This window comes from Xanthomonas campestris pv. phormiicola (genome assembly GCA_025666215.1).
In the GTDB taxonomy this organism is placed as follows: Bacteria; Pseudomonadota; Gammaproteobacteria; order Xanthomonadales; family Xanthomonadaceae; genus Xanthomonas_A; species Xanthomonas_A campestris_A.
The window spans coordinates 3,387,652-3,398,225 of sequence record CP102593.1; the positions used below are offsets into that span (position 1 = coordinate 3,387,652).

Sequence of the window (10,574 nt, forward strand, 5' to 3'; positions counted from 1 at the left end):
GAGGGCGAGATGCAAATCATGCACCCGTGCCACCCACCTTCCCGTGGCCGCCAGCCGCACATTCAGCCATCATGCGGCTGCCGTCGCCCCCGCGGCTCGCTCAGCGCTGCGCGGTCTTCGCCGATTCGCAGAAGCGCTGCCGGTATTCCAGCGCCTTGGGCATCAGCGCCTGCAGGTTCTGGATCCGCGTGCCCGGGTTGGGGTGCGTGGACGAGAACTCGGGCGGCGCCTGGCCGCCGCTGCTGGCGCTCATCCGTTCCCATAGCGGCACCGCCTCCTGCGGATCGAAGCAGGCCGCGGCGGCCAGCATCAGCCCGACCTCGTCGGCCTGGGTCTCGTGGCTGCGCGCGTACGGCAGCAGGTAGCCGTAGCCCATCGCCGCCATCGCCATCTGCTGCTGTTGCGGGTCCATGCCGCTGGCCGCGCCGGCCATCTGCCCGATCTGGGTCAGCTTCTGCTGCGCCATGCGTTGCGCACCGTGGCGCAGCAGCGCATGCGCGATCTCGTGGCCCATCACCACCGCCATCGCATCGGCGTTCCTGGCCACCGGCAGCAGGCCGGTGTAGACCGCCATCTTGCCGCCGGGCAGGCAGAACGCATTGGCCTGCTCGGACTCGATCACGTTGACGTCCCAGTCGAAACCGCGCGCATAGTGCTTGGCCTGCATGCCGTGCTCGGCGGCCAGCGCGTCCTCGACCACGTCGACCTTGGCGATCAGCCGCTGCGCGATCGCGCGTACCTGCTTGGCCACCTGCGACTGCGGATCGACCGGATGTTCCTGCGCCAGGATCTCCTGATAGGCCTGCAGCCCCAGCGCCTTCTCGTCCTCGACGCCTAGCGAATTGTCGATCAGCACCTTCTCGCCGGTGTAGGGATCCTCGGCGCGGTTGGAGAACCAATAGAAGCCCGCGTACACGGCGAAACCCAGCAGCACCAGCCAGCGTACCCCGCCCAGCGACCCGCGGCGGCCCCCGCCCTGTTCCCCGCCCTGGCGGCCGAAGACGTTGCTCATGTCCAATCCCCTTGCTGGCTGGTGGGCGGCGACGGCGCCTGCCGGTGCCGCGCACTGTAACGACGTGCGGTGCGCGGCCGCGTCAAATTCCGCGCACCAGGCGGAAACCGACCCTGGCGCTGGTGGTGTCGGAGTCCTGCATCAGCCGCCAGGCGGCACGGGTCTGCTCCGGCGCGTTGGCCCAGTTGCCGCCGCGCACCACCCGCGAGCGGCAGCCGGGGTTGTACCAGGCGGCACCGTCGGCCGGCGCGCGGCGGTAGCTGGAATGCCAGCAATCGGCGACCCACTCGCTGAGGTTGCCGCCCATGTCGTGCAGCCCCCAGGCATTGGCCTTGAAGCTGGCGACCGGGGCCGGCCCCCAGAAGCCGTCGGCATAGCCGACGAAGGCGTTGTTCCAGTGCCGGCCGCCGGGCGAGACGTCGCCGCCGCCGGTGAAGTTGCCGGCGCCGCGCGGCGGCGTGCCGGCGTTGCCCCATGGATAGCGGCCGCGGCCGCCGGCGCGCAGCGCGTATTCGAACTCGGCCTCGCTGGGCAGCCGGTAATGGCGCCCGGTCTGCTGCGACAGCCAGGCCGCATAAGCCTCGGCATCGCGCACGCTGACGTGCATCACCGGGCTGTTCGGCGCGGCGCGCGCGCCGTTGTAGCCGGACTGCCAATCCACGCCGCTGCGGCGCACGAAATTGCCGCTGCGCTCGTCGTAGACGATCGAATGCCCGCGCCGGGTCGCACGCGGCCGCGCGCCGCTGACCTCGACGAAGCGGCGGAACTCGGCCACGGTGACCTCGGTGATCGACATCGCGAAGCCGCGGTCGAAACGCACGTAGTGCAGCGGCTGCTCCGCCGGCATCGCGCCCGGCTCGGTGTCGCTGGCGCCCATGCGGAAACCGCCGTGCGGCACCACGATCATCTGCGGCCCGCGTTCGCCGTCGCTCATGCCGTCGGTGAACACCTGGCCGGGGCGGAAGCTGCCGTAGTGGGTGGCCAGGTCGATGCGCTCGCGCAGCATCGCCGCCACCGGATCGCCCGGATCGGCGATGCGCAGCACCTCGCCCAGCTTCTCGCGCGCCGCCTTCAGTCCGGCCGGCGTGGCCAGGTCGCGCAGGCCGGCGTCGCGCAGCGCAGCGATGCGCGCGGTGCGTACCCCTTCCACCCGCGCGCGCGCGTCGCGCACGGTGGCGGCGCCGTCGCGGATGCGTGCCGCACGCGCCAGCCAGCTGCCGGCGGCGGCGAAATCGGACACCGCCGCGGCCGCCTCGGCGCGCCGGATCAGCGCGCTCTCCACCGCCGCCACGCCCTGCCGCGCGCGCGCATCGCCGGCATCCAGCTGCAGCGCTTCGCGGAAGTTGGCGAGGGCGCCGTTGCCGTCCTCGCCGAGCCGGCCGGCGCGCAGATCGTCCTCGCCGGCGCGGTCGTAGGCCAGCACCCGCTGCGCGGTCTCCACCCGCTGCTGCAGGCGCCGCACCGCCGGATCGTCGGCATCCAGCGACAGCGCCACCATCGCGATGCGATCGGCGCGCTCGAGCGCCTGCTCCTGCTGCTCCGATACGCGCAGCAGGTCGCCGCCGAGTTGCAGCAGCCGGCGCCGCGCCTTGTGCAGGCCGTCGCGCGCGACCGGGTCCTGCGGCGCCAGCGCGCGGATCGCCAGGTACAGCGGGATCGCCGACTGCGCGTCCTCGAACAGGCGATCCTCGGCCAGCGCGCGCGCGGCGTCGCGGCGCGCCTGCGCCAGTTGTGCGCGCTCGAGCGTCGGCAGCGGCGGCTGCCAGCGCGCCACCGTCTCGGCGGCATCCTCGCCGCCGATGGTGACGCTGGGCGCCTGCACCGGCTTGCCGGCCGCCGCTGCCGGCACCTGCGCCGGCCTGGCGGGCGCCAGCTTGGCGGGCTGCGCCGGTGGCGCAGGCGCCGGCCCGCTGCAGCCGCACGCCAGCGCGGCCAGCAGGGTCCAGGCGATCACAGGGCCGCTCGTACGCACGCTTCCTCCCAACGACATTGGCCTCCAGATGGCATCCGCGCCACTGCGTCGGTGCGGCCGGCGGGCCGACGTTAGGCTATTCTCGCCTGCCTGAGCAAACCCTGCATTCGACGGAAACCACGTGCCCTATTGGATCAAGCAACCCGCCGAGCTGGCCGAACGGCTGGCGCAGCGCCCGGCCAGGATCGGCCTGGATACCGAATTCGTCCGCGAACGCACCTACTGGCCGCAACTGGCGCTGGTGCAGATGGCGGTAGCCGACGAAATCCTGCTGATCGACCCGCTGATTCCCGGCATGCCGCAGGCGCTGGCGCCGTGGCTGTCGGACCCGGCCATCCTCAAGGTCATGCACAGCGCCAGCGAGGACCTGGTCGCGTTCAAGTGCGCCTGCGGCGCGCTGCCGCGGCCGCTGTTCGATACCCAGATCGGCGCCGGCCTGGCCGGCATCGGCGCCGGCATGGGCTACCAGAAGCTGGTGCTGGAGATCACCGGCGTGCACCTGGCCAAGGGCGAGACCCGCTCGGACTGGCTGCGCCGCCCGCTGTCGCCGGCGCAGCTGGACTACGCCGCCGACGACGTGCGCCACCTGTTCGCGATCCACGACGCATTGCAGGAAAGGCTGCACACGCTGGACCGCAGCGCCTGGCTGCACGAGGACGGCGAGCGCCTGCTCGGCACCGTGGAGCACGACGAGGGCGAGCGCTGGCCGCACCTGGGCATGCGCTCGGCGCAGTTCATGGACCGGCCCTCGCAGCAGCGCCTGTTGCGCCTGCTGCGCTGGCGCGACGTGCAGGCCCGGCACAGCGACAAGCCGCGCAGCTGGATCCTGGACAACGAACTGGCCGCCACCCTGGCGCGCTTCCCGCCGGCCGACCGCCAGGAGCTGCAGGCGCTGCTGGACAAGCACCCCAAGGCGCCGCGCAAGCTCGGCGACGCGCTGTGGCAGGCGCTGACCACGCCGCTGCCCGACGAGGCGGACGCGCCGCTGGCGCTGGCCTCCAGCGACGACAACAAGGCGGCGTTGAAGCGGCTGCAGGACGCGGTGTCCGCACGCAGCGCCGAACTCGGCCTGCCCGACGGCCTACTCGCCTCGCGCAAGCACCTGGAAGCCTTGCTGGAAAGCGGCCAATGGCCGCAGCCGCTGGCCGGCTGGCGCCGGCGCGAACTGGAGGCGACGCTGCAGCCGCTGCTGGGCGGCGCAGGCTGAGGATTCAGAGCATTTGCAGAGCCGCTTCAGCCGCGATGGGCGTTACCGGCACATCCGTCGCGGCTGAAGCCGCTACCGGGTCTGTCGCCGGCGAACAGCGGCGCAACGGTCGCAGCGACGACCATGTCGCCGCCCGGCCTTCGGTCGTTCCAGGCGCATTTCCTTCAGCGCCCGCTTTCTCTGCCGCGGTTTTATCCGCGGCAAAGCGCGGGCGCCACCAATGCCGCGCATAAAACCATCACGCATAAAAAAGGCCAGGAGACCTGGCCTTTTTCGACCGATCAGTATTTGACCAGCGGAAACTTCAGATCCGGGTGGCGCGCCTTCCATTCGTTGTAGGCGGCGGTGCCTTCCCATGCGGCGAACGCCTTCGGCGTGCGGCCACGGCCGGACCAGGTCTCGCCGGTGTGCGGCAGCTGGTACTTCGGCTTGACCTCGCTGCGGCCGCCGGCGGACTTGGCGCTGGCCGGCTTCGGCGCCGCGCTGGTCACGTAGGCGGCGATCTCGTTGCGCTGCTTGGCGCTGAAGAACTCGGCGAACTGCTCGAGCAGCGACAGGATGTTGGCGTGCGCGGCGCTGGTCTCGCCTTCGCGCGCCTGCTTCTCCTGCTCTTCCAGCTTGCGAATCTCTTCCTGCAGCTTGGCCTTGGCTTCGGCGATTTGTTGCAAGTTGCGAACTTCCGTCATTTTTCAAAGACCCGTGGATAAAAATTTTGGAACGGACGGAATATTTCATCCGGAACGACGAAATCGTCTGGCGAGGATTTCGGCCCACGATTATATCGACTCTGCCGGGCGGCTGCCCGGATACGGCGCCGACTTCCCGCGTTCAGCGGCAGCCCCGGCCACAGCCGGCCGGCACCTGTGCGAAGGCCCCGCGCGCGCCACGCCGCCGCCCCGCATCGCCCCTCTTGGCACGCATGCCCCGGGCCAGTTAGACTATGCGTCTGATGTGGGGCGGTAGCTCAGCTGGGAGAGCGTCGCGTTCGCAATGCGAAGGTCGAGGGTTCGATCCCCTTCCGCTCCACCATTGGACATGCGAACACAAGAAAGCCGGCTTTGCCGGCTTTTTTGTGTTCGCCAGGCGCCGCCGCCAGGGCGCCACGAACGCGTCCATGCGCTCGCGGCCGGCGGACGCGGTGTCCCGACTCAGGCCGGCGCGCGCTGCCCGGCGCCGGTGTCGTCGGCGATGCGCGCGACCATCCGGTTGACCACGCTGGCGTCCTCGCCGATGCGGAACTGGCCCACCATCCCCACCAGGGCCAGCGCCTGCTGCTCCATGCTGCGCGCCGCGGCAGTGGCCTCCTCCACCAGTGCAGCGTTCTGCTGGGTGGTCTCGTCCATCTGGGTCACGGTCTGGTTGACCTGCTCGATCCCGGCCGACTGCTCCTGCGAGGCCGAGGAAATCTCGGCCATGATGTCGGTGACGCGCTGCACCGAAGACACGATCTCGCTCATCGTCCGGCCCGCGTCGTTGACCAGCGCGGCACCTGCCTCGACACGCCCGACCGAATCCTCGATCAGCGACTTGATTTCCTTGGCGGCACTGGCCGAACGCTGCGCCAGCGTGCGCACCTCGCTGGCCACCACCGCGAAGCCGCGGCCCTGGTCGCCGGCGCGCGCGGCCTCGACCGCAGCGTTCAGCGCCAGAATGTTGGTCTGGAAGGCGATGCCGTCGATCACCGCGATGATGTCGGCGATCTTCTTTGACGACGTCTCGATGCCGACCATGGTCTCGACCACCTTTCCGACCACCTGGCCGCCGCGCGAGGCGACATCGGCCGCGCCGCTCGCCAGCGTGCTCGCCTGGCGCGCGGACTCGGCGTTGTGGCGCACCGTGGAGGTGAGTTCTTCCATCGAAGCGGCGGTCTCCTCCAGGCTGGCCGCCTGCTGCTCGGTACGCCGCGACAGGTCGTCGTTGCCGGTGGCGATCTCGCCGGCCGCCAGATTGATCGCATCGGCGCCGCTGCGGATCTGCGCGACGATCTGGCTCAACTGCGCGGCGCTGCGATTGGCGCTGTCGGCCAACTGCCCGAACGCCCCAGGATACCGCTGATCCACCTGATGGGTGAGGTCGCCTGCAGCGACGGCGACCATGACATCGCCCACATCCGCAAGCGCCGCCTCGGCCTCGGCCATCATCGTGTTGAGCGCCTGCACCATCTCGCCGAACCCGTACTGGAAACGGCTGCGGTCGCCGCGCTTGCTGAAGTCGCCGGATGCGGCGGCCTGCGACAGCTGCAAGATCGCATCCTTGACCGCTTCCAGATTGGACTTGGCCGTGTCCATGGCCAAGCTGATACGCTGCTTCTGCCCGGGCAGACGCGCCATGTCGCGCGCAAAATCGCCGATCGCATAGCGTTCCAGCAACTCCACGATCTGCGTGGACACTTCGATATGCGAGCCGGCCAGGGCATTGATCGCTTCAGCCATGTCGCCATAGGCGCCAGGGAAGCGCTTGGCGTCCATGCGGTAGTCCAGCTCGCCCGCATCATGCCGCTGCTTCATGTCCAGCTGGCTGGCGTTGAGCTGGCGCAGCTGCAATTGCAGCTGCTGCATGTCGGCCAGCAACGAGTTGCCTGCGTGCTGCAGACGCACGTCCTCGTCCAGGCCGCCGCGCGCGATACGACGCACGACCTCGGCCGCGTAGGCCGGCTCGCCGCCCAGCTGGCGCATCAGGCTGCGGCGAATGCGCAGCCCCAGGAATACCGCGATCGCGACGCCGGCGAATACGCCGCCGATCGTGACCCATTGGCCAGCGGTGACGCGCTTGGCGCTCTCGGCGCTGCGCTTGACCAGCAAGCCGCGCTCCATCGCCTCGTACTGCGCGATCAACTCCCGGAATCCATCCATCTGCCGCTTGGCGGCGTCGGCGGACATGTGCGCGTCCGCCGATTCGCTGGCGGCACCGGCGGTACCGGCACGGCGCCATGCGATCATCTGCGATTGCGTGGCGACGAAGCCCTGGTAGGCTTGCCGCATCCGCTGCAGGCGCTCCTGCTGTACGGGGTTGTCCGCGGTCAGGCGCTTGGCCTCGCTCCAAACGCTTTCGAAATCGGACTTGCCCTGGTGGAACGGCTGCAGGTAGCTTTCCTGCCCGGTGAGCGCGAAGCCGCGCGCGCCGGTTTCGATATTGAGCATGCTGCTGAGCATGCGGTCGCCCTGGGTGATGACCTGATAGGTATGCGCATCCATCGCAGCGGCGGAAGCGAACTTGCGGAAACTGACCAAATTCAGCGTACCCACCAGCAGTAGAATGCCGATCAAGCTGCAGAAGCCGATCGCCAGGCGCTTGCTGACGGTAAGATTATCGAAGGACATGGAAAGGATATCTCCGGATTTGAATCGGTAGGGAGGAGGACGACGGCTGAACGTCGCGCTGCGAGACAGCGGCCTCTGGCAAGAACGCCACGAACTTGCCGGACAGCACTCCTTGGGAATAGCGGCACCGATATCCGAAACTTTATAGGCATTGCCAACTACGCGCTGGCGCATCCCCGACACTCCACGCACGGCGAAGTCGCCGCGAACGATCGGCGCGATTAAACGCGGTGCGTGATGGAAGCGGCGTGAAAAAAAGATGACCGCCACGTCCTCGGTCGTGGCCGCCGGCGCTCGTTCGCGCACGCGGTGGCCGCGCTAGCGGCAACCGCGCGCGACAGCGGCACGCGCGCGTTGCACGCTCCCCTACCGCGGCAATCGCCGGCGGCAGCTTGTCGAAGTGCCGGGGTTGCGAGGGGGACGGCGCGGCGACTCAATCGGCGCGCGTATCGCCGGTGCCGGGCCGGCGCTCATGCGCATCGCGCAGCTTCTGGTCCTCCAGCCCGGGGCGCAGCTTGCCCGCCTCGTCCTGCGCGCGATCCTGCCGACCTTCCTGGATGCCCTGCTTTTCGCCCTGCTGTTTGTCGTCGTCTGCCATGGTCCAAACCTCGCGATGGCGGGCCGATGCCCTGTCGCGCAGACACTAGCGAGGCTGCCGTGATGCGCATATCACGACGAGCGCATGCCGGTTCAGACGATGCGGCTGCTGGCGCGTGCACACCCACTTGCGGCGCATCCGCCGCGGCTCCGTGGCGGATGCGCCGGTGCGCGGCACGGCGGATCGTCGCCCTCCTTGTGCCGGACCGCGCAGGTGCAGCTGCGCCGCCTCAGGCCGCCGCCGGCAGCGCCACGTCGGCGCTATCGTCCACGCGCAGCAGGCGCGCGCGATCCAGCAGGATCACCAGCCGGCCTTCCAGCTTGCCCATGCCCTGCAACAGCTCGTCGCGCAGGCCGCTGCCGAACGACGGCGCCGCCTCGATCTGCTGCACCGGGATGTCCAGCACTTCGTTGACCGCATCGACCAGCAGGCCGAACGCCCGGACCGTGCCGGCTTCCTCGGCGGTCACGATCACGATGCAACTGCGCCGGGTGATGCGGCTGGGCGCGCGGCCGAGCCGCAACTGCAGGTCCAGCACCGGCACCACCGCGCCGCGCAGGTTGATCACGCCGCGCACGCAGGCGGGCATGGTCGGTACCGGCGTCGGCGCACGGTATTCGATGATCTCGTGGATGCCGACGATGTTCAGGCCGAACAGTTCCTGTTCCAGTTGGAAGGTCAGGAACTGCGCCGGCGCCTGCTCCGCCTGCAGCGGCACGGCCGCTGCGTTGTCCGGATGCGTGCCCATGGTCTGCTCCTCAGAAGCTGGCGAACTGCGATTCGTCCGGACCCGCCGCCATCGCGTACGCCGGCTGCGGCGCACGCGGGCGCACGCGCCTGGGCTCGACGCGGCCGGTGATCGCCTTGGCGCTGGGCTTGTCCGCAGCGCGCGGCGGGCGCGGCGCCTCGGCATGACCAAACCGGAAGAAGGCCATCGACTGCTGCAGGTACTCGGCCTGCGAACTCATCTCCTCGGCGGTCGCGGCCAGTTCCTCGGACGCGGTGGCGTTCTGCTGCGTGGTCTGGCTCAGCTGCACCACCGCCGAATTGATCTGCGCCACGCCGGAAGACTGCTCCTGCGACGCGGCGGCGATCTCCTGCACCAGGTCGGAGGTCTTCTTGATGCTTGGCACGATGGTCTCCAGCAGGCGCCCGGCCTTCTCCGCCAGTTCGACGCTGGAGCCGGCGACCTCGCCGATTTCCTGTGCGGCCACCTGGCTGCGTTCGGCCAGCTTGCGCACTTCCGCGGCGACCACCGCGAAGCCCTTGCCATGCTCGCCGGCGCGCGCCGCCTCGATCGCGGCGTTGAGCGCGAGCAGGTTGGTCTGGTAGGCGATGTCGTCGATGATGCCGATCTTCTGCGCGATCTGCTTCATCGCCGACACCGTGGCGACCACCGCTTCGCCGCCCTCCACCGTCTCCCGGGCGGCCTGTGCGGCCATGCCGTCGGTGATGCGCGCGTTCTCGGTGTTCTGCCCGATCGAGGCGGTCATCTGCTCCAGCGAGGCGCTGGTCTCCTCCACGCCCGCGGCCTGCTCGGTGGAGGCCTGGCTCAGCGACTGCGCGGTGGCGCTGACTTCCTCCGAAGCGCCGGCCAGGGTCTGCGCGCTGGCATTGACCTCACCCACCACCTGCTGCAGCTTCTCGACCATGCGCCGCATCGCCATCAGCAACTGGCCCGCTTCGTCCTTGGACGTGCTCTCGATGACCATGCTCAGGTCGCCCTCGGCCAGCGCATTGGCCACATCCACCGCCTTGCCGATCGGCTTGGTCACGCTGCGGCTGATGAAGAAGCCCAGGCCGACCCCGAGCAGCACGCCGCCGATGATGATCGCGATCATCGTCTTGGTACCGCTGCTGTAGATCTCATCGGTCGCATCGTTGGCCTTGGAGGCGTTGGCTTCCTTCACTTCGCCCAGCTCCGACATCAGCGCATCCAGCTCGTCGGAACTGCTGCGCACCGACTTGGACAATTCGGCCAATTGCGGATTGCTCTCCGACAGCGGCAGCTGCATCACCGAGTCGACGAACTTGCCGCGCCGCTCCAGGTAGGTCTTCCAGACCTGGTCGAACCGCGCCAGCTTGGCCAGCGACGCCGGATCGTCGAACGAGGCCCTGGCCTTGTCCATGTGCTCGACCACTTGCGCGGTGTACCTGTCGAGGCTGGCGGCATGCTTGGCGCGTTCTTCCGCGGTGCTGGCCAGTTGCAGGTTGGCGCGCGCACGGCCGGCCGCCATCAGGTTGATGTCGGCTTCCTTCAGATTCGACAGGCCGAGCAGCTCGCGCTCGTACAGCACCGTCGCGTATTCGTTGATCTTTCCCGAATTGAGGATACCGATCCAGCCGATGCACGCGCCGATGGCGGCCACGATCAGGAACGCGCAGGTCAGCCTGATGCCGATTTTCATATTGCCCACCATGATGTATCCCCCCGATTATTTGATAACGACCGCGCCACGCCGGCG

General features: G+C 69.2%; 7 protein-coding genes, 1 tRNA gene and 2 pseudogenes. 2 read left to right on the plus strand and 8 right to left on the minus strand.

All coding sequences use genetic code 11. From position 1 onward, the window contains the following. Positions 1-100: 100 nt before the first annotated feature. A complete protein-coding gene (locus tag NRY95_14010; GenBank protein ID UYC14844.1) occupies positions 101-1,012 on the minus strand; it encodes a M48 family metallopeptidase in 912 nt (303 codons plus the stop codon). An 82-nt stretch (positions 1,013-1,094) separates the two neighbouring features. Continuing rightward, entirely contained in the window at positions 1,095-3,002 is a 1,908-nt protein-coding gene (locus NRY95_14015) for a formylglycine-generating enzyme family protein (GenBank protein ID UYC14845.1), read from the minus strand. Positions 3,003-3,105: 103 nt separating this feature from the next. On the opposite strand from NRY95_14015, the gene rnd reads away from it, so the two are divergent. Further along, positions 3,106-4,191: a ribonuclease D gene (gene rnd / locus NRY95_14020; protein UYC14846.1), complete on the plus strand. Its 1,086-nt coding sequence runs from the start codon at positions 3,106-3,108 to the stop codon at positions 4,189-4,191. Between the two features lie 281 nt (positions 4,192-4,472). Here rnd and NRY95_14025 read toward each other — a convergent pair whose 3' ends face one another. After that, on the minus strand, positions 4,473-4,877 hold the full coding sequence (locus tag NRY95_14025) for an H-NS histone family protein (protein UYC14847.1): 405 nt from the start codon (positions 4,875-4,877) through the stop codon (positions 4,473-4,475). 267 nt (positions 4,878-5,144) lie between these two features. Here NRY95_14025 and NRY95_14030 point away from each other — a divergent pair. Beyond that, positions 5,145-5,220: transfer RNA gene (locus NRY95_14030), tRNA-Ala, on the plus strand. 119 nt (positions 5,221-5,339) lie between these two features. Here NRY95_14030 and NRY95_14035 read toward each other — a convergent pair. The 5 genes and pseudogenes from NRY95_14035 to NRY95_14055 form a co-directional block, all read right to left on the minus strand. Further along, positions 5,340-6,185, minus strand: a pseudogene (locus NRY95_14035) (methyl-accepting chemotaxis protein). Between the two features lie 72 nt (positions 6,186-6,257). Beyond that, a pseudogene (locus NRY95_14040) lies at positions 6,258-7,331 on the minus strand (CHASE3 domain-containing protein). A gap of 613 nt (positions 7,332-7,944) precedes the next feature. Next, a complete protein-coding gene (locus NRY95_14045) occupies positions 7,945-8,109 on the minus strand; it encodes a hypothetical protein (protein UYC14848.1) in 165 nt (54 codons plus the stop codon). Positions 8,110-8,338: 229 nt separating this feature from the next. After that, positions 8,339-8,857, minus strand: a complete 519-nt coding sequence (locus NRY95_14050; GenBank protein UYC14849.1) for a chemotaxis protein CheW — start codon at positions 8,855-8,857, stop codon at positions 8,339-8,341. A 10-nt stretch (positions 8,858-8,867) separates the two neighbouring features. Continuing rightward, positions 8,868-10,529 carry a methyl-accepting chemotaxis protein gene (locus NRY95_14055; protein ID UYC14850.1) on the minus strand — a complete coding sequence of 554 codons (1,662 nt, stop codon included), beginning with the start codon at positions 10,527-10,529 and terminating at the stop codon, positions 8,868-8,870. Positions 10,530-10,574 lie beyond the last annotated feature (45 nt).

Excerpts from the sequence above, each read along its gene's own strand:
- NRY95_14010 (UYC14844.1), bottom strand. The coding sequence starts at position 1,012 with ATGAGCAACGTCTTCGGCCGCCAGGGCGGGGAACAGGGCGGGGGCCGC.
- NRY95_14015 (UYC14845.1), bottom strand. The coding sequence starts at position 3,002 with ATGTCGTTGGGAGGAAGCGTGCGTACGAGCGGCCCTGTGATCGCCTGG.
- NRY95_14025 (UYC14847.1), bottom strand. The coding sequence starts at position 4,877 with ATGACGGAAGTTCGCAACTTGCAACAAATCGCCGAAGCCAAGGCCAAG.
- NRY95_14045 (UYC14848.1), bottom strand. The coding sequence starts at position 8,109 with ATGGCAGACGACGACAAACAGCAGGGCGAAAAGCAGGGCATCCAGGAA.
- NRY95_14050 (UYC14849.1), bottom strand. The coding sequence starts at position 8,857 with ATGGGCACGCATCCGGACAACGCAGCGGCCGTGCCGCTGCAGGCGGAG.
- NRY95_14055 (UYC14850.1), bottom strand. The coding sequence starts at position 10,529 with ATGGTGGGCAATATGAAAATCGGCATCAGGCTGACCTGCGCGTTCCTG.